Origin of the sequence: Octadecabacter arcticus 238 (assembly GCF_000155735.2) — a bacterium.
Taxonomy (GTDB): domain Bacteria; phylum Pseudomonadota; class Alphaproteobacteria; order Rhodobacterales; family Rhodobacteraceae; genus Octadecabacter; species Octadecabacter arcticus.
Window position 1 is genome coordinate 5,043,863 of sequence record NC_020908.1, and the last position, 21,312, is coordinate 5,065,174.

Annotated in this window: 17 protein-coding genes and 3 pseudogenes; 16 read left to right on the forward strand and 4 right to left on the reverse strand. The window is 51.9% G+C overall.

The window, feature by feature from the left end; translation table 11 throughout:
* Positions 1–408: 408 nt before the first annotated feature.
* Positions 409–1,692, forward strand: coding sequence for an IS256-like element ISOan3 family transposase (locus tag OA238_RS26135; RefSeq protein WP_015497490.1), 1,284 nt, complete (start codon positions 409–411; stop codon positions 1,690–1,692).
* Between the two features lie 333 nt (positions 1,693–2,025).
* Entirely contained in the window at positions 2,026–2,958 is a 933-nt protein-coding gene (locus OA238_RS26140; protein ID WP_015497491.1) for an IS5 family transposase, read from the forward strand.
* A 319-nt stretch (positions 2,959–3,277) separates the two neighbouring features.
* Here OA238_RS26140 and OA238_RS31015 read toward each other — a convergent pair.
* A pseudogene (locus OA238_RS31015) lies at positions 3,278–4,111 on the reverse strand (IS110 family RNA-guided transposase); the annotation flags it as partial.
* A gap of 70 nt (positions 4,112–4,181) precedes the next feature.
* Here OA238_RS31015 and OA238_RS26155 point away from each other — a divergent pair.
* Positions 4,182–5,674, forward strand: a protein-coding gene (locus OA238_RS26155; protein ID WP_085982793.1) for an IS3 family transposase whose coding sequence is annotated in 2 segments (ribosomal slippage) — positions 4,182–4,632 and positions 4,632–5,674 — 1,494 coding nt in all. Because the reading frame shifts where the segments join, the coding sequence is not laid out codon by codon here.
* Positions 5,675–5,720: 46 nt separating this feature from the next.
* Here OA238_RS26155 and OA238_RS34325 read toward each other — a convergent pair.
* A pseudogene (locus OA238_RS34325) lies at positions 5,721–5,912 on the reverse strand (IS110 family transposase); the annotation flags it as partial.
* A gap of 200 nt (positions 5,913–6,112) precedes the next feature.
* Between OA238_RS34325 and OA238_RS26160 the strand changes: the two are divergent.
* The 12 genes and pseudogenes from OA238_RS26160 to OA238_RS31020 form a co-directional block, all read left to right on the forward strand.
* Complete coding sequence (locus OA238_RS26160; RefSeq protein WP_044037700.1) at positions 6,113–6,988, forward strand: urea transporter; 876 nt, start codon at positions 6,113–6,115, stop codon at positions 6,986–6,988.
* 277 nt (positions 6,989–7,265) lie between these two features.
* Complete coding sequence (locus tag OA238_RS26165; RefSeq protein WP_015497493.1) at positions 7,266–8,516, forward strand: transporter substrate-binding domain-containing protein; 1,251 nt, start codon at positions 7,266–7,268, stop codon at positions 8,514–8,516.
* Positions 8,517–8,600: 84 nt separating this feature from the next.
* Positions 8,601–9,470, forward strand: coding sequence for an urea ABC transporter permease subunit UrtB (gene urtB, locus OA238_RS26170; protein ID WP_015497494.1), 870 nt, complete (start codon positions 8,601–8,603; stop codon positions 9,468–9,470).
* 9 nt (positions 9,471–9,479) lie between these two features.
* Positions 9,480–10,586 (forward strand): urea ABC transporter permease subunit UrtC, encoded by a 1,107-nt coding sequence (gene urtC, locus OA238_RS26175; protein WP_015497495.1) that lies wholly within the window; start codon positions 9,480–9,482, stop codon positions 10,584–10,586.
* A complete protein-coding gene (gene urtD / locus OA238_RS26180) occupies positions 10,587–11,315 on the forward strand; it encodes an urea ABC transporter ATP-binding protein UrtD (protein WP_015497496.1) in 729 nt (242 codons plus the stop codon).
* A gap of 3 nt (positions 11,316–11,318) precedes the next feature.
* Positions 11,319–12,020: an urea ABC transporter ATP-binding subunit UrtE gene (urtE, locus tag OA238_RS26185; protein ID WP_015497497.1), complete on the forward strand. Its 702-nt coding sequence runs from the start codon at positions 11,319–11,321 to the stop codon at positions 12,018–12,020.
* A gap of 53 nt (positions 12,021–12,073) precedes the next feature.
* Entirely contained in the window at positions 12,074–13,117 is a 1,044-nt protein-coding gene (locus OA238_RS26190; protein WP_015497498.1) for an aliphatic amidase, read from the forward strand.
* 97 nt (positions 13,118–13,214) lie between these two features.
* Positions 13,215–14,327: an AAA family ATPase gene (locus OA238_RS26195; RefSeq protein ID WP_015497499.1), complete on the forward strand. Its 1,113-nt coding sequence runs from the start codon at positions 13,215–13,217 to the stop codon at positions 14,325–14,327.
* Positions 14,328–14,335: 8 nt separating this feature from the next.
* Entirely contained in the window at positions 14,336–15,490 is a 1,155-nt protein-coding gene (locus OA238_RS26200; RefSeq protein WP_015497500.1) for a transporter substrate-binding domain-containing protein, read from the forward strand.
* Positions 15,491–15,498: 8 nt separating this feature from the next.
* On the forward strand, positions 15,499–16,101 hold the full coding sequence (locus tag OA238_RS26205; protein ID WP_044037702.1) for an ANTAR domain-containing response regulator: 603 nt from the start codon (positions 15,499–15,501) through the stop codon (positions 16,099–16,101).
* A gap of 29 nt (positions 16,102–16,130) precedes the next feature.
* Complete coding sequence (gene acs / locus OA238_RS26210; protein ID WP_015497502.1) at positions 16,131–18,116, forward strand: acetate--CoA ligase; 1,986 nt, start codon at positions 16,131–16,133, stop codon at positions 18,114–18,116.
* A 34-nt stretch (positions 18,117–18,150) separates the two neighbouring features.
* Positions 18,151–18,327, forward strand: a pseudogene (locus OA238_RS31020) (transposase); the annotation flags it as partial.
* On the opposite strand, the gene OA238_RS26215 reads toward OA238_RS31020, so the two are convergent.
* The gene (locus tag OA238_RS26215; RefSeq protein ID WP_044037704.1) at positions 18,264–18,587 is read right to left on the reverse strand and encodes a hypothetical protein; all 324 of its coding nucleotides are present in this window, start codon (positions 18,585–18,587) and stop codon (positions 18,264–18,266) included. The pseudogene OA238_RS31020 and the gene OA238_RS26215 sit on opposite strands and share 64 nt — an antisense overlap.
* Positions 18,580–19,593, reverse strand: coding sequence for a hydroxyectoine utilization dehydratase EutB (gene eutB, locus OA238_RS26220; RefSeq protein ID WP_015497503.1), 1,014 nt, complete (start codon positions 19,591–19,593; stop codon positions 18,580–18,582). The genes OA238_RS26215 and eutB overlap by 8 nt, the downstream gene beginning before the upstream one ends.
* Positions 19,594–20,064: 471 nt before the next feature.
* On the opposite strand from eutB, the gene OA238_RS26225 reads away from it, so the two are divergent.
* Positions 20,065–21,312, forward strand: coding sequence for an IS256-like element ISOan6 family transposase (locus OA238_RS26225; protein ID WP_015497504.1), 1,248 nt, complete (start codon positions 20,065–20,067; stop codon positions 21,310–21,312).

Consider the following 21,312-nt stretch of genomic DNA (forward strand, 5'->3'; position numbering starts at 1 on the left):
AACCGGCCGGCTGTCTCAGATTAAAGCGCCTTGGGCTGTTCAGGATTTTTTCGTTGCAGGCTACCGTAGTTTCTAGGGGTTACTGCGGCCAACCATTACGGTTCAGCTGCAATTGGCGCGAGTGGCCCCCCCCTATCAAAGGCCCCGCCCCTCGGACCACGGCCCTTTAGTATTAGCCTTGTAAATTCATTCGGGGGTAATTTTGTTTGGATCCCTATGCCATGGATCGTCAGTCCTGCTCCACGGCACCCGCGCAGCGCACCACGGTCCGGGGCGACTGTGCCTAGTCCTCGACCGTCAGACGCAGGACGGGAATGTCCCGAAGAATGTTGAAATTTTAATTTAGGGTGGCGTTGCTTCCCCTGAGCCGTAGGCTCTGGGTGTTTAATCGCAAAAGGAAGCAACACCATGAAGAAGACTATCACAGCAAGCGCTGGACTTGCCAGCGCGTCGAATGTTCATCAACTCGTGGAAACAGCCTGGGACAAAGTTGGCGAGAGCTTCGAGCAGTTCTGCCTGACGGCGGGCGTCGCCAGTCTGGTTCAGATGTTTGGTGAGGACGCAGATACGCTGGCGGGTGGCCGATACGAGCATTGCACTGACAAGCCTGGCCACAGATGGGGCACCGCGAAAGGTCAGGTTGGGTTCCATGGTGGGAAGATTGAGCTGGAGCGCGCCCGTGTGCGCGATAAAGTGACCGGTAAAGAGATTGTCCTGCCGAGCTGGGAAGAGGCCTCCTCGGGTGGCTTCCTTGAACAATGGGCAATGAGCCTAATGTTGATGAATGTTTCCACCCATAAGTATGACCGAGCTGTACGGCTGCCCGAAGCGAAGGTGCCTAATAAGGCAGGGAGCGGGCTGTCCAGGTCAGCAGTTTCGCGTCGCTTCAAAGCACTCACCCAAGCGCGCCTGGATGAGTGGATGTCATCTGATCTATCGGAGCTTGACCTTGTAGCGATCCAGATCGACGGGCTGCATTTGGACGATCATTTGTTGGTGCTTGCGGCCGTGGGTGTGGAGGTTTCAGGCGAAAAGCACCCTCTGGGCGTCATTGAAGGGGCGACCGAGAACGCCGCGACGGTTCAGGCGCTTTTGGACAATCTGATAGAGCGTGGGCTCGATCCAGCGGGCTGCTATTTGTTCATCGTAGATGGGGCTAAGGCACTGACCAAGGCAATTCGGCGCACATTTGGTGCCGATATTCCCATCCAAAGATGCCAGATACACAAGGCCCGCAACATAACTGACAGGCTTCCTCCAAAGCTGCACGCCTCCGTACGCCGCGCGCTGAAGCAAGCATGGGAGCTTGATGATGCCGACAAAGCCGAGCGGTTGATGCGGAATCTTGCCCAGCGACTAGAGCTTGAGGCTCCGGACGTTTCAAAGTCGATCCTTGAGGGCCTAGACGAAATTCTAACTGTTGTTAGGTTGGGGCTACCTGTGGAATTGAGACGCTCATTGGCCAGCACCAACATCATTGAATCTATGAACAGCGTGATCCGACAGGTCTGTCGAAACGTCAAACGCTGGCGCGATGCAAAAATGGCGCTGCGCTGGACAGGGGCTGGTATGCTGGAAGCCGCGAAAGGCTTCCGCCGCCTAAAGGCCTACAAGCAACTCCCCATTCTCAAGCAAGCTTTGCTAGATCATCGCAATACCGTAACGCTTGACCAAATCAAGGACGTCGCCTAACCATCAATCAAGCAGCGCCACTCGCCCGATTTTCAACATCGTACGGGACATCCCCCGCAGGACCCCTGCCAGATGGCTGCCTTGTACACTCGTTCAGGCACTGCCTCCGAGATCGTTTGTGAGCTGCTCGATGCCCTGCAGACATCGTTGACCAGATAGGTGGGTGGCAAACAGAAGGGGTGGGGCAGTCTTATGGCTAAGGTTATCCGTTGAGTGTTCTCATGGGATGGATAAGGAAGATCGTTTCGGTCTCTTATGGTGAGCTTAGGCTTTGTTGCACAAATCGTGCTCTGTAGGATTCACTGTATGAATCCAGTGTAGTAGCAAGCTGTTATGAGCAGCTGGACACCGACGAAGTACAAGACCCGGAACTGGGCGGATTACAATTTTTCACTCAAGCAACGAGGATCGTTATCGATCTGGTTTGATCCGCAGATGGTTTGGGAAGCGGACGCGTCTGGTCGAAGGGGGCGTCAGCAAACCTACAGTGATGCTGCCATTCAAGCTTGTCTAACCTTCAAGGTCTTGTTTGGTCTGCCCTTAAGGCAGACGACTGGGTTTGTAGAAAGTCTGCTGAAGTTGGTTGGGCTGGATTGGGCGGTGCCGGACTTCAGCACATTGTGTCGGCGGCAAAGGACTTTGACCGTTGCTCTTCCATACCGAGGGTCAGCGGGGCCGCTGCACCTTCTGATAGACAGCACAGGCATCAAAGCGGAGGGTGAAGGTGAGTGGAATGCGCGTAAGCATGGCGGGTCAAAACGCCGCCTCTGGCGCAAGATACATATCGGGATCGATGAGAAAACACTGGAAATACGTGCAATCGAGGCAAACAGCAGCAGCATTGGTGATGCGCCTGTGCTCCCTGATTTGCTCAACCAGATCCCACCAGACGAAGAGATCGGGAGTGTTACAGCGGACGGTGCATACGATACGCGCAAATGCCACAATGCGATTGCGGCACGCAATGCCCATGCAGTTATCCCGCCGCGTAAAAACGCCAAACTTTGGAGGCCTGACACGCCCGGTGCGAGGGCGCGAAACGAAGCAGTTCGATCCTCAAAGTATCTAGGAAGGGCATTGTGGCGGCAGCTGTCTGGATATCATCGCCGAAGCCGCGTTGAGACCAAAATGCATTGTGTGAAATTACTCGGCCAACGTCTCTCTGCCCGAGACTTCGACCGGCAAGTTGCGGAGATCCAAATCCGTGCCGCAATCCTAAATGGCTTCACCGCTCTTGGCATACCCCAAACAGAAGCTGTAGGCTGAATCCGTCTGGGGTAAGGGCAAGCACGTCTTCAAGACGATTTGTGCATGTATGGATGCCCCCGTTGGTGCAAGAGATTTCTGAACGGTTTGAGTGTGTGATCGGATGCGGTCATGTATCAGGCCTCTCGTTGCAGCGGTTGATACAGCCGCGGGCCGGTATGGCGATGCGCGAACCAAAGGCAGATCAACAAATCGAGCTCATAGGCTCCTGCACAAAGACTGCTTTATCTGGTCCGGATCTTTCCGATCATTTTCCCTTACTGTTCATCGATCTCCTCACACACTCAAGTCCCGGGGCGCGATACACGGCGCATTGCGCTCATGCCATCGTTGCCGCAGGGGTTCGGTAGTCCTCTTGTTTTGTCACCATGGCCCATAAGCCGCGGGCCATTTTATTCGCCAATGCAACAGCAACAAGCATACGTGGTTTGCGCTCCAGCATGGCTATCAGCCAACTGTTGTGCGGTGTTCCAAATCGCTCAACGGCCTGCAGAACAGCCATTGCGCCAGAGATCAGCAACCGGCGAATGTCGCGCTGACCCATCTTCGAGGTCTTTCCAAGCCGAGGTTTGCCGCCTGTCGAGTTCTGTTAAGGGAACAACCCCAGCCAAGCCGCAAAATCACGACCTCGGCGAAAGCAGTTCAGATCCGGCGCAAAGGTTTCTATTGCCAAGGCTGTGATTGGTCCCACGCCCGGCATAGTCTGGGCCCGCCGCGCAGCCTCGGCTTCTTTGGCGGCTCCCTTCATCCTCTGATCCAGCGCCGTAACCTGAACATTGAGACCTTCGATCTGGGCGAGGTACACTTGGGCGAGTTCTCGGACACCTTCTGGCAAGCCTATTGCCTCGTCCTCAATCGCATCGGCGAGGCGTTTGACGTGGATAGCTCCCTTTGGTGCAACGACGCCGTGCTCAGCAAGATGACCACGCAGTGCATTGATCGTCTGGGTGCGCTGACCGATGAACATCTGTCGTGTACGAAACAGCATGGCACGCGCCTGCTGGGCTTCGGACTTGAGCGCAACAAACCGCATTGTCGGCCGCGACGCCGCTTCAACGATGGCTTCAGCGTCAGCAACATCGTTCTTTTGTCTTTTTACAAACGGCTTCACATAGTTTGGCGCAATCAATCGCACGGTATGCCCGAGCTTCTCCCCTCCGTGCCAATAAGCGTGAGACAATTGACTGGCTAAAGTTTACACTTGAGGGCGTAGGAGAAGAACCATGGTTATGCCTTCACAATCACCACTTTCGCCAGATGCTGGATCTGGAGCCGTTTTGGCCCCAACGTCGCCTCCCCGCGTTGTTAATGCGCCGTTGGCTCCCACAGCGGAACTGACGAGCATCCCGAAGCGACGCAACTTCACAGCCAAATACAAACTGCGCATTCTGGATGAGACGGACCAAGTGGCAGACACTGGCGGGGTTTCCGCCATTCTACGGCGGGAGGGGCTTTATTCCTCTGCACTGACCGATTGGCGCCGTGCGCGGGCGGCCGGCACATTGGGTGCATTGCAGCCAATGCGCCGTGGCCCACAAAAGGCACCTGCCAATCCATTGCAAGCTGAGCTGGCCAAGGCCAACCGTGAGGTGACAGCCTTGCGGCGCCGTCTGGATCAGGCGGAAGCCATCATTGCCATCCAAAAAAAAGTGGCGGGACTTCTGGACGAGATGGAGCAGACGCAAGAGCGCAGCGGCAAATCATGATGGCCGTCGCGATTGCATTGCCCACCGGCAGCGGCTTGACCTCGGCTGTCTGCGCCGCGCTATCATTATCGCGCGCGAGCGTTCTTCGACAGCGTGCGGCGCTGACGGCACCACCACGCACACGCCCACCGCGCGCAGCGTCTTCGCGGGCTCTGCCGGAAAGGGAAAGAGACCAGGTATTGCACCACCTGCGCGAACCCCGCTTTGCGGATCAGACGCCCACAGAGGTCTTTGCCACCTTGCTGGATGAAGGCACCTATCTGTGTTCAATCCGCACGATGTATCGGATATTGGCCGCGCAGGGCGAAGTTGGCGAACGCCGCCGACAGCGCACACATCCCGTCTATCAAAAGCCTAAACTTCTAGCTGAAGCCCCCAATCAGGTCTGGTCTTGGGACATCACCAAGCTGAGGGGCCCGGTGAAATGGTCCTACTTCTATCTCTATGTCATCCTCGACATCTTCAGCCGCCGCGTTGTTGGCTGGCGCGTCGAGCACGCGGAGAGCGCCAGCCAGTTCAAAGAGCTGTTCATCGACGCGATGGAAAAACACGAGGTTCCACGCGATCAGCTGACATTGCATGCAGATCGCGGTGGGCCCATGAAGGCAAAGACGACAGCCCTGATGCTGGTTGATCTTGGTGTGCTCAAGTCCCACAGTCGGCCCCACACCTCAAACGACAACCCGTTCTCCGAAGCCCACTTCAAAACACTGAAATATCAGCCAGAGTTCCCCAAGAACTTTGAAACCATCGAGCAGGCTCGCGCATTCTGCCGCAGGTTCTTTGCATGGTATAACCAAGACCATCATCACGCCGGGATTGGTCTGATGACGCCCGACCAAATCCATTTTGGGCAGGCCCAAGAAATCTACACCGCGCGACAAGCAACACTAGACGCGGCATTCCTCGCCACGCCCGAACGCTTCGTACACAAACCACCAAAACCGCCTCAAATCCCGACCGCCGTCTGGATCAACCCACCAAAACCAACCGAAGAAACCCAAGCCTAAAGTCCAAAAGCCACTGTCTCAAAGTCGTTGACACGTTCCGCTCAAACTCACGGCCCCAGCTATGCGCAGTTGCACAAGCCTCCATCGCAACAACGCACGCGGATTGTTGGCTCATTAATGCAAGAAGCTGAACACGTGTCAGTTTCTTTCGGAAAATAACCGTTCCATTGGCGCAAGCCCCGTGAAGTTGAAACACGCGCTTTGCAAGGTCTATGCCGATCATGGTGACTTCTGACATGGATGCTCTCCCTTTGAATGATGCTTTCTGAAACATCACAATGGCACATTACGATGCCGGTTGGTGGGGGCATCCACGCCATCAACAAAGCCCCCACAACCCGACCCCGCAATTACGATAACAGAGTAGTTTGCTAAACGCTTAAAAATTGAGCAGAAGTATTAAATGACAACAGGCTCAAAAGGGGAAGGTCACAGTCATTGCAGCAAATTCTAGCCATTACACTTCTTTGTATAAAGATAACACTGATCGGAATTGCCCAGATCATGCTGCAGCAATCGGTCGCCGTCGGTATTGTTTTCACTGCAGGTGCAATCCTCAACTCGCCCACTTTAGCAACTTTTGGACTGATAGGGAGCGCAATGGGTGCCTTGACCGCGACTGTTGCAAAGTTTGATCAACAAGACATCAGGAACGGATTATTTGGCTTTAATGGCGCATTAGTTGGATTTGGGCTTGGTTACTATTATGGGACGCAATGGCTGCTGGTAATCTTTGTTTTACTGGGGGCGGTCTCATCTACGCTGATCTCGCAGTGGATGCGGCGTCGGGGCATTTCCCCTTATACTTTCCCTTTTGTCGTCACCACTTGGTGTATTATGGCCCTATTCTTGGCAACGGGTTGGTTCGAGATAGTTCCTTGCTCGAAGACCCAAACAGATGGATTGCAAGTTGCACATGGCGTCAGTCGAGGGTTCGGTCAGGTCTTGTTTCAGGAGAATTTTGTAACGGGTTTTTTGCTGATCGCGGCGGTGATGTTCAAAAGCTGGTTTGAAGGAGTCTATGCCATCTTCGCATCCGTTTTGGGTATGCTCGTTGCGGTTTCAATGGGCCTTCCCTTAGACGCTATCAACCTCGGGCTTTTCGGGTATAGCGGCGTACTCTGCGCGATAGCGCTTGCTGGTAAGACTAGTGCCGATTTCTTTAGTGCGGTTGGTGCCATTTTGCTGTCTGTTCTCTTTGTCTGGTATGCTATTATTATTGGCATACCGGCGCTGACAGCCCCCTTTGTCTTCGCCACTTGGGTAGTTTTGTTGGCACGTAAAGTACTTGATAGAAAATCGCCACGCATCTAAATCGCTTCGATTTCGTCGTTCGATGTCTCTTAAGTTGCTCGAATCGCTTCTCATTTTGGACATGGAGCAACTCACCCTGAAGTATGTTTAACAACTGATTGCCCCCCCAGCGCATAATTTTGTTGCTTTTTGACTGTCTTTGTTGAACTATATTATTACAAGCTCAGCATTGAGTTTAAAATAAGAGCAAAAGGGCTCCTTGGAAACCAGTATATCTGGTAGTCAAGGAGCCCTTTTGCGTTTTCGACAGAATGAAACAACAACAGGGTGAAATGAAATGAAAAGACGTGATTTTCTTCGATCGACTGGCGCATTGGGCGTTATGGGGACCGCAGGCGGGCTTTCAGCACCAGCACTACTATTGGGAACTAGTTCGGCTTCTGCTCAAGTATTAGGTGACGACATTCCAGTTGGGCTCTTGTTTTCATTGACTGGCGCAGTCGCAGTTGTGGAGCACACGCTGCATGATGCGTCGCTCATGGCAATGGAAGAAATCAATGCGGCGGGTGGGATCCACGGGCGCATGCTTCGGCCGATCATTGAGGATCCGGCTTCCGATCCAGCGACTTACGCAGATCGAGCGCGCCGGCTCATGATCCGTGACAAATGTATCAGCGTCTTCGGTTCTTACACTTCTGCCAGTCGTCAAGCCGTGCTGCCAGTCGTCGAACAGCGGAACAACCTATACTGGTATCCAACCCTCTACGAAGGTCGCGAATGTTCGCGCAACGTCATGTACGGCGGCGCTGTTCCAAACCAGCAGCAGGACAATGTCATCGCTTGGGCAATTGAGAATTTTGGCCCGCGCTTCTATCTTCTTGGTAACAACTACGTTTATCCAAAAGAAGAAAACAACTACTGTAAGTCGCTGCTTGCAGAATTGGACGGCGAAGCTGTAAATGAAGAGTACGTTCCTATGGGGCATTCCGACTTCAGCTCGATCATCAACCGAATCCGTACTGAGAAGCCCGACGTGATCTTCTCTACCCTCGTTGGTGACTCAGATGTCGCATTTGCGCGTCAATACCTTGCGGCGGGATTAGATCCAACACAGATGCCGGTGCTCAGCTTGACGCGTTCAGAAGTTGAAGTGAAAGCCATCGGCGGCGAAGCAGCTGCTGGTCACTTCTCTTCCGCGCCTTACTTCATGAACACCTCGACTCCCGAGAACGAAAAGTTCGTTGAGGCCTACAAGAGTAAGTATGGCGGCGATGCGGTTACGCATTTCGTCAGCGAAGCTGCTTACTTCCAAGTCTACCAATTCAAAGCTGCACTCGAAAAATTGGATCCGGGAAATGTAACGACGGAGACAATTCGCGCAGCGGCCGTCGGCACTGAACTCTTAGCACCCCAAGGCAGTGTACTGATCGACGAAAACCTGCACACTCACTTATGGCCAAAAGTGGCAGAATGGCAGTCAGACGGTCAAGCCAAAGTGATCCTGGACTCTGCAGAACGCGTGGCTCCAAAGCCTTACGCCGCGTACGAGGGTCAAACCTGTACTGGTGCAGGTCTAGTCGAAACTTAAGCTTAACTTAGCGTCCCCGACGCGGCGCGCCGGGGACGCTTGAACTGCTACTAGATTAGTAGATCATATCATTGGGGAAAGAATATGGACGTCGTTTTCAATCAGTTGTTTGCTGGTTTAAGCATGGCATCAATTTTGCTAATCATAGCACTTGGCCTGGCAATCATCTACGGTGCGATGGGTGTCATTAATCTAGCTCACGGTGAATTCGTGATGCTTGGCGCTTACACCACGTGGGCGTGCCAGCACTACTTAGGGTTTGGGATATTGCTGTCCTTACCCTTTGTGTTCGTGGTCGTAGGTGCAATTGGATGGTTAATTGAACGCACTATCGTTCAGAGGCTATATGACCGACCACTTGATACCATTCTCGCAACATGGGGCATCGGCATTATGCTCCAACAGCTGGTGCGAATTGTCATTGGGCCAGAATCTCGTTTCGTTAGCGGCCCTGATTTTCTTCGAGGTAACTTAGAAATCGGCAATGTAGTGATGTCGAACTACCGAATTTTCGTGATATTCTTCTCAATAGCGGTTTTGTTGGCGACATGGGCGTTGCTTACTAAGACCGAGTTTGGAACAAAACTACGTGCGGTCATTCAAAACCGCAGCATTTCGGAATGCTACGGAATTGAATCCAAACGCATCTATTCACTGACCTTCGCCTATGGTGCGGGATTGGCAGGGATTGCCGGAACGCTCATTACCCCCCTATTTAGTACAATCCCAACAATGGGCACCAGTCTTGTGGTCGACGCCTTCCTTGTGGTGATCATCGGAGGTCTTGGCAGTATTATCGGCGCCGCCGCCGCCGCCGTTATGATAGGCGAACTCACTGCTATGTTCTCGCTTGTTATCAACGATACACTTGGGCGCATCGGTGTATTGGCTTGTGTGATCGTACTCATCCGTCTGCGCCCGCGCGGCCTCTTCCCTGAAAACACCCGTGGTTAAGGACGCATCATGAGTAAAATTTTGAAATATGACCTCGTAGCCCTTCTCGTTTTGTTCATCATCGTCCTTTTTGGATTTCCGACGTTTCTCGGTTTCGATGGATATGAGCTGAATCTCTACTCTCGCTATCTCAGCCTTGGCATTGTCTCCATGGCACTTGCTCTCTCTTGGGGAACAACCGGGATTTTGAATCTTGGCCAAGCCGCAACGTTTGGTATCGGTTCTTACATCATGGCGATGCATCTGAAGATAAAAGGAAGTGCTGACCTGCCGGACTTTATGGTTTGGAACAATGTGGATGTTCTGCCTTGGTTTTGGGTCCCGTTCCATTCTTTGTCATTCACCCTTGTTGCTGGCCTTCTGATTCCCGCTTTGGTCGGCGGATTAATCGGAGTCTTTATGTTCAGAGCCAGAATTTCTGGAGTGTTTGTTGCGGTCATCACCTTAGCATTTCTGGTAGCGTTCCAGCTTCTAGTTGTTAATTATCAAGGATATACTGGCGGCCAAAACGGCCTGACGGGTCTTGCACCGCTGACTCTGTTTGGATGGACCGTTGATACGTACAGTATCCAATTTTACTATCTTGTGGCAGGCTGTCTAATCGCCGCATTGGTGATCGGCCTGTATCTTGTTCACAGCAAATTCGGCTTGATTCTCCGCGCGATCCGTGAAGACGCAAATCGTACCCGTTTCTTTGGGTACAATGTTGCATCCTATGAGACCGTCATCTTTTGCATCTCCGCAGCACTCGCAGGGTGGTCAGGAATGCTCTACACGCTCGTGCTTCAATTTGCCTCTCCTACTTACATGAGTGTTTCATTTAGCTTGGGCATTGTTATTTGGTGTGCAGTTGGTGGCCGCAATTCTGTTATCGCTGCAGCCGTTGGCGCAATAATTGTGAATATTCTCCAAGGCAAACTTTCAGATGTCTATGTTGAAGGGTGGCACATGATGCTCGGGGCTACATTCGTTCTTGTAGTCTTGTTCATGCCTCGCGGCCTGCACGGTTTAGTCGGAACAGTGTGGCATCGGTTGTCTCAACGAAAAGCCGATAAAAAACCTCAAACGGTACTCAGCAAAAAGGCCAAAACCGGCCAGACAGAAGGGGGTCGCTGAATGGCACTTTTGGAAATCTCAGATTTAAACGTACAATTTGGTGGCCTTAAGGCTGTAGATGCTTTCGACCTTACTGTTAGTAAGGGTGAGATTCTCTGCCTTCTTGGACCAAATGGCGCAGGAAAATCCACGACGCTCGATTTGATTTGCGGCAAGACCCAGCCTGACGGGGGGGTAATCCTGTTCGACGGCCACGAGATTTCAAACATGCTTGAATTTCAACGAGCAAGGCTCGGTATTGGCCGAAAGTTCCAAGTTCCGACAGTATTCAAAGAGCTTACTGTAAACGAAAACCTACGGGTGGCACGTTCGAAACATTATCGGATTATTGATACGCTAATGAATTTTGGCGACAGTAACAGCAGCAAAGTCGACAGTATTCTTGAGTTGATAGGTCTCACTGATCGACGCAGTGAAATGGCTGGAAACTTGTCGCACGGCGAAACGCAGTGGCTAGAAATTGCCATGCTCATCGCTCAGGACAGCAAGCTCATCCTGATGGATGAACCGACCGCTGGCATGACAATCCAAGAAACCCAAAAAACGGCAGAAATATTTGCAACGCTCAAAGAAGAGCACGCATTGATCGTAGTTGAGCATGACATGTCCTTTGTTCGCAAAGTTGCGGATTCGATAACTGTGATGGCACAGGGCAAGAAGCTTGCCGAGGGAACGGTCACCGAGATCGAGAATAACGAGGATGTCAAATCCGCCTATTTGGGACACTAAACAATGAGCATCCTTCAAGCCACTAATCTCTATTCCTACTACGGCAAAAGCCCGGTTATCCAAGATGTGTCATTCAATATGGAAGAGGGCGAAATTGTCTCTGTGCTTGGGCGCAATGGCGTTGGAAAAACAACGCTCTTGAAAACTATTATGGGACTCACTGACAATGCAACCGGTGGTCTCATGTTCAACGGTCAGGACATTTTAAACAAACGCACGTCTGAAAGAGCGAAATTGGGCATCGGTTATATACCGCAAGGGCGCGAAGTTATCCCGCGTTTCACTGTGCGAGAAAATATCGTCATGGGAACTTATGCGCGGACAGACGGAAACAGAAACATACCTGAATACTTGTTTGAGATGTTTCCTATTCTTCGAGATTTTTTGAACCGGCGCGGCGGAGATCTCTCGGGAGGGCAGCAGCAGCAACTTGCGATTGCCCGAGCGCTCGCGATGGACCCTGAAATACTAATTCTTGATGAACCAACGGAGGGCATTCAGCCTAACGTCGTCAAGGAGATCGAAGAAGCAATTGTTCATCTCAATCGTGATCGCGGTATCAGCATTATTATCGTTGAACAGAACATTCCGTTCGCACGTAAGGCATCTGATCGCTTCGTTGTGATGGACAAGGGCAAGATCGTCGTGACTGGCATGAAGGAGGAACTGACTGACGACGTCGTTGAACGACATCTTACATTCTAAAGGCCAATAACCTGAGCCAGCACTGAAAACCTACATTTTATAAGGATACTAACATGAGACATGGTGACATTTCTAGCAGCAACAGCACCGTCGGAGTGGCCGTCGTTAACTACAAGATGCCGCGCTTACATACAAAGGCGGAAGTCTTGGAGAATGCCGAAAAGATCGGCGAGATGATCATTGGAATGAAGCAAGGGCTTCCGGGAATGGACCTGGTGGTTTTCCCAGAATACAGCACGCAGGGCATCATGTATGACCCAGATGAAATGATGGAGACAGCCGCAACTGTACCGGGCGACGAAACTGAAGTGTTTGCTCGAGCGTGTCGCAAAGCAAACACTTGGGGCGTTTTCTCAATTACTGGAGAACGTCATGAACAGCACCCCAATAAGAACCCATACAACACACTAATCCTTATGAATAATAAGGGTGAAATCGTGCAAAAGTATCGCAAGATCATGCCTTGGTGTCCCATCGAGGGATGGTGCCCTGGTGGGGAGACGTTCGTTGCTGAAGGTCCGAAGGGAATGAAGATCAGCTTGATCATCTGTGACGATGGAAATTACCCCGAAATCTGGCGCGACTGCGCGATGAAGGGCGCAGAACTCATCGTTCGCTGCCAAGGTTACATGTATCCGGCGAAAGAACAGCAGATCATGATGTCGAAAGCAATGGCTTGGGCCAACAATTGCTATGTTGCTGTCGCCAACGCTTCAGGTTTTGATGGGGTCTACTCCTACTTTGGCCATTCAGCGATTATTGGGTTTGATGGCCGAACGCTCGGTGAATGTGGTGAAGAAGACATGGGCATCCAGTATGCACAGCTTTCAATTCCAGAAATCCGTGATGCACGCGCAAACGACCAATCTCAGAACCACCTCTTTAAGCTGCTTCATCGTGGCTACACAGGTGTTCATGCATCTGGTGATGGAGACAAGGGGGTCGCAGAGTGTCCCTTCGACTTCTACAAAAACTGGGTGAACGACGCAGAGAAAACTCGAGAAGACGTAGAAAAGATCACCCGAACGACTGTCGGAGTTGCGGAGTGTCCAGTCGGCAATCTCCCTACAGGTGCAAAGGAAAAAGAAGCGGACTGACAGTCATAGGCGGCGCGGAACTATAGGGCGCTCTCCCCGCCCTTTCCGCGCCGCCACTCTTAAATAACCTGCTGTTTTGCAGAAAGTTGGATTGTTAATGCCATACCTGACGGACAAAATTCAAAGTACACAGCGCGACGAACGTGCGAAGCGCGCCTTAGAGGCTGAAAACCGTTCACCATCGAATTCGAATGCGTCGGTGAACGCTGTTGGCTTATCCAACGCTCGCTTTAAACTCGACCTTGGTGAAATCGAGACCGGATTGCGTGACCACATCATTGGCCAGGATGCGGCCATTGAAGTGCTTATGCAGCACATGAAAACTATCTGTGTGGATATTGGGGATGCTCGCAAACCCCTGGCTTCAATATTGTTCACCGGTCCGACTGGTGTCGGAAAGACTGAAATGGTTCGTCTGCTCGCACGTGGCATATACGGCGACGCAGACGCGGTATGTCGGATAGATATGAATACATTGGCGCAGGAGCATTACTCCGCCGCACTTACCGGTGCACCCCCTGGATATGTAGGTTCCAAAGAAGGTACTACAATTCTAAATCAAGACAAGATCGAGGGCACTCGAAACCTGCCCGGTATTGTTTTGTTTGATGAGCTGGAAAAAGCCAGCAACGAGGTGGTCATGGCACTGTTGAATGTGCTGGACAACGGAATGCTTACCGTTGCCTCTGGCGAAAAAACGATCTCCTTTCGAAATGCTATCATCTTCATGACAAGCAACCTTGGTGCCGAGGAACTTAACGAATTTAGGTCACGAAAAGCCAAACTGTTAGATGCTTTTCGTCCCAAAAAGGATAGCGAAAGCAAGCACGTCATGATGGATTGTCTCCTCAAACGCTTCCCTCCAGAATTTATAAATCGGATTGATTGTATCGAGACCTTCAACTGGATCGATGGAAAGCAGATCCCAGAAATCCTAGCAGTTGAAGTCGAAAAGCTAAATACGCGGTTGGCCAAGCATGGCTACCGTCTTGAGTTAGAACCCGACGTTGAGAAATTTCTTGCTCAGCAAGGCTTCGACGAACGTTTTGGAGCACGTGAGCTGCGGCGAACAATCCGAAAGCACCTGGAGTTTCCCCTTGCAGACTTTCTACTCTCTATCGAAAATGATAGTGATATCGGGGTTGAAGCAGCAGTGCTCTTGGCCAATTTAGATCAAAACAAGATAATCTTTGAGCGAAAGCACACCTAGTGACAAAAATGAATCCTAAAGAAACTTGGAAAGTAGGAGTTTTATTCTCGACATTGGGTGTCACATCCATAATCGAGCAGTCACAGCGCAATGGCGCCTTACTTGCGATCGACGAAATCAATGGAAATGGCGGTGTTCTGGGTAAAGAGATTGAACCCGTCTGTTACGATCCAGGTTCTGTGGTAAAGAAGTACGGCGAATTTGCTGAAAAACTAATCCTAGAAGACAAAATAAGCGTCATCTTCGGCTGCTACATGTCGTCCTCACGCAAAGAAGTCCTTCCGATAGTCGAACGCCGGAATGCCTTATTCTTCTACCCAACGCTTTACGAAGGTTTCGAGTATTCGCCCAACGTTATGTACGGTGGCGCAACGCCAAATCAGAACAGCGTCCCTTTGGCTAACTACTTGATGGAAAACCATGGCAAGCGCATCTTTTTCGTTGGGTCCGACTACATATATCCGAGAGAATCCAATCGCGTCATGCGAAATGTTCTTCGCCAAGGAGGCGGTGAAGTCGTCGGGGAAGAATACGTGCCACTCAATGCGGGGGCTTCACGGTTCAAGAGTATCCTCGCAAAGATTGCGGAGACAAAACCCGACGTTGTTTTCTCAACAGTCGTTGGTCAGAATTGCATTGATTTTTATACGACCTATTTCGAGGCCATCGGAAGCGGCTTGGAACATCCAATCGCAAGTCTTACAACAAATGAGGCTGAAATCGCTGAAATTGGGGTGGACGCATCTGCCGGTCATATAACTGCTGCTCCCTACTTCAGTTCAATCCGTTCAGAAGCGAACAAAAGGTTCATCGAAAGTTACAAACAAAAATTCGGAACGATCATGGACGTGACATCTTGCTGCGAGGCAGCGTATTGTCAGGTTCATATGTTTGCTCGGGCCTTAGAGGATTGTGGTGAGCTAGACACAGATGCTTTGCGAGAGGCGTTGTTAGGTATGACTTTCCAAGCGCCGCAAGGCGAGGTCAAAATAGATCCGGAAAATAACCATACCTACCTCCAATCTCGGATTGGCGTAGTGAACAAGAGCGGCGAGTTCAAGATAAAGTCCAAGGTCAGACATATGATCAAGCCCGACCCATATTTGGTGAACCCCGAAATCGACGACTGGAGCTTGCGGTCTCAGAAGATCGGCGAGACTTAAGATATCTGATGAGTAACTTCATTAATAATCTTCGCGACCTGAATGTTGGTGTGATGCACCCTAAGGGGAAGCATGCTGAGGAACTTCTGCAGCAAATTCACCGGATTGGCTGTCCCTTTGAAGCAATTTGGCCCATTCCTTCTTCACTGCCGAGAGGCATTGATGTGCTTTTTGTCGATATTGACGAGACCAGCCCTCTTGAGATCAAGCCGCTTCTTTCAAAATCGAAAGATGATCTTCCCGCGATAATTGCAATGATTGCGTATGAGAACCCATCAGTTCTTGACGGTTTGTTCGAGATTGGAGCACACGCAGTCATCACTAAACCCGTCAGGGCAGCTGGGGTTATGAGTTCTATACTTATGGCACGTCGCTACTGGTCAGAAACACGCAAGGCGGAGAAGGACATTAACAAACTCAAGTCTAAGCTTGAGAACGTTCAAAAAGTTAACGATGCGAAGTCTATTTTAATGCGTCATCGCGGGCTGAGTGACAAAGAAGCCTACGCAATCATTCGGAAGCAAGCGATGGCGAAGCGAGCAACAACTCTAGAAATCGCTCAATCAATTATAAATGCAGACGGGATCCTTAGCGAACTCGGCAACGATTAATCAAGAATACGAACCGAAGGAATAACACTGTGTCGATACCTCACAAGAGCGCAGCTTTTGCGCCTACAGAAGAATTTGTATCAAATGCCCATGTGGACGCCGCAAAGTATGACTCGATGTATGCGGCATCCATTGCCGATCCTGACGCGTTCTGGGGCGAGCACGGCAAACGAATCGACTGGATGAAACCCTACACCCAAGTCAAAGACGTGAACTATGCTTTGGGCAATGTGTCGATCAACTGGTACGCTGACGGCACGTTAAACGTTTCTGCCAACTGCATTGATCGCCATTTGGCGACACGAGGCGATCAGACCGCGATCATTTGGGAACCTGACAGCCCAACGGATGAAGCGCTGCAGATCACGTATAAGCAGTTACATGTTTCGGTCTCGAAAATGGCGAACGTGTTGAAAGGGTTGGGCGTCGGCAAAGGCGACCGCGTTGTCATCTACATGCCGATGATCCCAGAGGCCGCTTATGCGATGCTGGCCTGTGCCCGTATCGGCGCGATCCACTCCATCGTGTTTGCAGGGTTTTCTCCTGACGCTTTGGCAGCCCGTGTGAATGGCTCTGAGGCCAAAGTTGTTATCACCGCAGATGAGGCCCCACGAGGTGGGCGCAACACGCCGTTGAAATCAAACGCTGATCAGGCGTTGCTGCATACTTCAGATAAAGTGAAATGCTTGGTCGTCAAACGCACCGGTGGGCAGACCACTTGGGTTGAAGGGCGCGACTATGATTACAACGCACTCGCGACTGAGGCCTCGGCCGATTGTCCACCCGAAGAAATGAACGCCGAAGATCCGTTGTTTGTTCTTTATACCTCAGGCTCCACTGGCATGCCCAAAGGTGTCGTTCATACGACGGGCGGTTATATCGTCTACGCGTCCATGACCCACGAAATCACGTTTGACTATAAAGAGGGTGATGTCTTTTGGTGTACTGCCGATGTGGGTTGGGTCACGGGACACAGTTATATCGTCTATGGTCCACTGGCCAACGGCGCGACCACTCTCATGTTTGAAGGTGTACCGACCTATCCAGATGCCTCGCGTTTCTGGCAGGTTTGCGAGAAATACAAAGTTGCACAATTCTATACGGCCCCTACGGCCATTCGTGCGTTGATGGCGCAGGGTGATGAATTCGTTAAAGGCACCGACCTGAGCAGTTTGAAACTGCTGGGCACCGTGGGTGAACCTATCAATCCCGAAGCGTGGAACTGGTACAATGAAGTAGTGGGTGGCGGCAATTGCCCCATCGTGGACACTTGGTGGCAGACCGAAACAGGCGGTCACTTGATGACGCCCCTGCCCGGCGCACATGCGATGAAGCCCGGATCGGCCATGAAGCCATTCTTTGGCATCGAACCTGTGGTGCTTGAACCAGCCACCGGTGAAATCGTCGAGGGCAATGACGTCGAAGGCGTCTTGTGCATCAAAGACAGCTGGCCAGGTCAGATGCGCTCTGTCTGGGGTGACCATGAGCGGTTCGAGAAGACCTATTTCGCGGACTATGAGGGTTACTATTTCACCGGCGACGGCTGCAAACGCGATGCAGACGGCGACTACTGGATCACTGGCCGCGTTGATGATGTGATCAACGTTTCTGGTCACCGCATGGGTACTGCGGAAGTCGAAAGCGCACTGGTCGCACACCCCAAAGTCGCGGAAGCCGCTGTTGTGGGTTATCCACACGACATCAAAGGCCAAGGCATCTACTGTTACATCACGTTGATGAACGGCGAAGTTGCTACAGAAGAGTTGCGCTTCGAGTTGCGCAAATGGGTCCGCACTGAGATCGGCCCCATCGCCTCTCCTGACTTAATCCAGTGGGCACCGGGTCTTCCAAAAACCCGTTCCGGGAAAATCATGCGCCGCATCTTGCGCAAGATTGCCGAGAATGATTTTGGCGCGCTGGGTGACACATCCACGCTGGCCGATCCAAGTGTGGTCGAGGAGTTGATCAAAAATCGCATGGTAATCCCCCCTAAAATTAGTGGTGTTCAAAAGTAGAATTTTCTCGGCAAGATATTTGAGGAGATTTACGATGAAGACAGCACGATATGGCGACGCCAAGATCATGGGTATCTTTAAGCAGGAGGAGGGTGGCACGCCGGTCTCTGAGCTGTGTCGCGAACATGGGATTAGCAACGCAAACTTCTACAAATGGCGAGCGAAGTTTGGCGGGATGGATGCGTCTTTGATCACTGAGATGAAGGACATGAGGCTAGGCAGACCCAGTTTGGGGTTGTCGAAAAAGCCAGGGCTCATCTTGATGGCAAATCCGTCCAGCCCCGGCACATAAGTGGTTTTCACATCCACCTCGCCATTGTGCTCAGGCACATGAAAGCTAAGGACCGGCGGCATTTGAACATCTTTGGTCGCCAGAAGGTAAAACGCCTCCTCCACACAGGCCACCGCATCACCATCCAGCGGAACGGCTTTACGCAGATCAGCCTCGGTCAGGATCTTGATTTCAGGCATCCGGCCCCCCCGTTGCGTTAGTTTCAGTTGCCACGTCAAAATTTTCACGGTCGATCAAGCGCTTGTGCAGGGCCATGTCGATGTTCTGCCCACTGATCAGCGACACGCAGCGGCCCGGCGCGTCAATTTTGCCCGCCAGAAGTGCTGCGATGCCGACACTGCCCGACCCTTCGATGATCTGTCGCTCCTGCCAATAGGCATGGCAGATGGCTTCGGCGATCTCGGCCTCAGAAACCAGAACAATGTCGTCGACGAGATTTTTCGTCATTTCAAAGGTATATGCATTATCCAAGCCGATGCCGCCTCCTAGAGAATCCGCAAGCGTTTCTTGCTCCTCCACAAGAATGGGTTTGCCCGCCTGCAAGCTTTCGTACATGGCAGCACCGCGCTCCATCGAGATACCAATGACCCTGATGTTCGGGTTCACCGCCTTCATCACTATGGCCACGCCTGAGATTAACCCTCCGCCTGAAAGTGGAACCAGAACCGTGTCCATATCCGGGGCCTGTTCCAGCATCTCCAACGCGACAGTACTTTGACCCGCAATGATGTTAGGGTGATCAAAGGGCGGCAGCATCACCATGCCTTCAGCCACCAACCGGTCCACCTCCAACTGCGCATCATCTTGTGAGCGGCCCACAATACGCACCTCGGCACCATAGGATTTGATGCCCTCAACTTTGTTCTGTGGCACCAGTTCCGACATGCAGATGATACAGCGCACCCCGGCCTGCGCGGCGGCATAGGCCAGTCCACGCCCGTGGTTCCCTGTCGACACCCCCACGACACCCATCGCGCGCTCCGCATCTGTGAGGGACAGAATCGCATTGGTTGCGCCGCGCAGTTTAAAGCTACCAGTGATCTGCGTTTGTTCGAGCTTGAGTGAAATGTCAGAGTCGGTTCGCGCACTCAGCAATGGGGACCCGATCAGTGGTGTTAAGCGTATGCGGCCCGCAATGCGCGCCCGCGCAGCAAAGCTGTGCTGAAGGGTGATTTTCGATGTCATATAGTTGCTCGCAATCACGTTAGAGTTCAAAAAGTTTGCCAAAGCCTGGCACAGGTTCGTTCAGACCTGCCAGTCGCAAGCAGCGCCAGATCATGGCCTGATTTGAGGTGATCACCGTAAACGGTTTTAGGACTTTTTGTCAAAGTTCCAGGGCATGAGTTTATCGATGCGGGTGGATGGAGGCCAGCGGCGATGGCTTCGAGTGTTGTCTTAAGGTAGGCATATGTGAAGCGAACAGTATGATCGTAAGGCAGCAGGAAGATTACCAAAAAATCGGCGAACCCTTTAGGTTCTAAGATAACGGTAAGCGGGAATGTTACCACAAATATCGAGAGGTTTAATGAGTATATTCAATATCAAATAGCAATGAGCTATGACTGAATCTGGTGTTTGAGTGGTTTGAAGGTTGGCGGCGTATCTGGTTGAATTGTTGTTGGAAGACAGCAGCCCAACCAAAGGAGATACACCACCATGGGAACTACTAACATTGTTGATTTTGCGCGTCGAGACGAGATGACGGACGCGTTGACGGAGTTGCTGAAAACGGGAGCACAACAATTGATCGCGACAGCAGTTGAGGCTGAGCTTGTCAGTTATTTGGCGCAATTTACCGGCTTACGCACCGATGCCGGTCACGCGGCAGTCGTGCGTAATGGACATCATCCGGCCCGCCCGTTTCAAACGGGCATTGGCCCTGTGAGCGTGCGCATTCCAAAGGTTCGGTCCAAGGACGGCACACCGGTGACATTCCGGTCTGCCCTGGTGCCGCCCTATGTGCGTCGCACGAAGACGCTGGAAGCGGCCTTGCCATGGCTTTACCTCAAAGGGATCTCCAGCGGCGAGATGGCTCCCGCCCTCAAGGTTCTTCTGGGCCCAGATGCCGTTGGCTTGTCGGCTAATACGGTTTCGCGTTTAAAACGCGATTGGGCCAATGAATACGAGGCTTGGAAAGGCGCTGAGTTAGATGACGAGCCCATCGTCTATATCTGGGCCGACGGCGTTCACAGCGGCCTTCGGGGCGAGGATGACAAGCTCTGTGCCCTTGTTATTATTGGGGTAACTGCCCGTGGCAAGAAGCGATTTCTGGCAATTGAGGATGGGGTGCGCGAGTCCACGCAGAGCTGGCGCGAGGTTCTGCTTAACCTCAAAAGCCGAGGCATGAATGCGCCCAAACTGGCCATCGGGGACGGTGCCATGGGGTTTTGGGCGGCCATGGACGAAGTCTATCCTGAGACCCGCCATCAACGCTATTGGCAACACAAAACGATGAACGTGCTCAATTGTTTACCCAAGCTGTCTCAGCCAAAAGCCAAGGCCGCGCTGCACGACATCTGGCAGGCCGAGACCAAAGTCGATGCAGAAAAGGCGTTCGATCTGTTCATCAAAACCTACGAACCCAAATACCCCAAGGCCACACTATGCCTGCAAAAAGATCGTGAGGAACTCATGGCATTCTTCGACTTTCCGGCGCAGCATTGGCAAAGCATCCGCACTAGCAATCCAATTGAATCGGCCTTCGCGACGATCCGGCATCGTACCAAGCGTTCAAAGGGCTGCCTGTCACGCGATGGCATGCTGCACATGATGTTCAAACTGGGGCAATGTGCTGAGCAAAATTGGAGGAAGCTACGCGGCTTTGACTACCTCGCAAAAGTCATCACAGGCGTCACGTTCAAAGACGGAATCGAAACCACAAACCCCGACCAGATCACCGCATGA

What these genes read in the sequence shown, in the direction of transcription:
- OA238_RS26135 (WP_015497490.1), top strand. Translation starts at nt 409, where the DNA reads ATGAAGAAGACTATCACAGCAAGCGCTGGACTTGCCAGCGCGTCGAAT.
- OA238_RS26140 (WP_015497491.1), top strand. Translation starts at nt 2,026, where the DNA reads ATGAGCAGCTGGACACCGACGAAGTACAAGACCCGGAACTGGGCGGAT.
- OA238_RS26165 (WP_015497493.1), top strand. Translation starts at nt 7,266, where the DNA reads ATGAAAAGACGTGATTTTCTTCGATCGACTGGCGCATTGGGCGTTATG.
- urtB (WP_015497494.1), top strand. Translation starts at nt 8,601, where the DNA reads ATGGACGTCGTTTTCAATCAGTTGTTTGCTGGTTTAAGCATGGCATCA.
- urtC (WP_015497495.1), top strand. Translation starts at nt 9,480, where the DNA reads ATGAGTAAAATTTTGAAATATGACCTCGTAGCCCTTCTCGTTTTGTTC.
- urtD (WP_015497496.1), top strand. Translation starts at nt 10,587, where the DNA reads ATGGCACTTTTGGAAATCTCAGATTTAAACGTACAATTTGGTGGCCTT.
- urtE (WP_015497497.1), top strand. Translation starts at nt 11,319, where the DNA reads ATGAGCATCCTTCAAGCCACTAATCTCTATTCCTACTACGGCAAAAGC.
- OA238_RS26190 (WP_015497498.1), top strand. Translation starts at nt 12,074, where the DNA reads ATGAGACATGGTGACATTTCTAGCAGCAACAGCACCGTCGGAGTGGCC.
- OA238_RS26195 (WP_015497499.1), top strand. Translation starts at nt 13,215, where the DNA reads ATGCCATACCTGACGGACAAAATTCAAAGTACACAGCGCGACGAACGT.
- OA238_RS26200 (WP_015497500.1), top strand. Translation starts at nt 14,336, where the DNA reads ATGAATCCTAAAGAAACTTGGAAAGTAGGAGTTTTATTCTCGACATTG.
- OA238_RS26205 (WP_044037702.1), top strand. Translation starts at nt 15,499, where the DNA reads ATGAGTAACTTCATTAATAATCTTCGCGACCTGAATGTTGGTGTGATG.
- OA238_RS26215 (WP_044037704.1), bottom strand. Translation starts at nt 18,587, where the DNA reads ATGCCTGAAATCAAGATCCTGACCGAGGCTGATCTGCGTAAAGCCGTT.
- eutB (WP_015497503.1), bottom strand. Translation starts at nt 19,593, where the DNA reads ATGACATCGAAAATCACCCTTCAGCACAGCTTTGCTGCGCGGGCGCGC.
- OA238_RS26225 (WP_015497504.1), top strand. Translation starts at nt 20,065, where the DNA reads ATGGGAACTACTAACATTGTTGATTTTGCGCGTCGAGACGAGATGACG.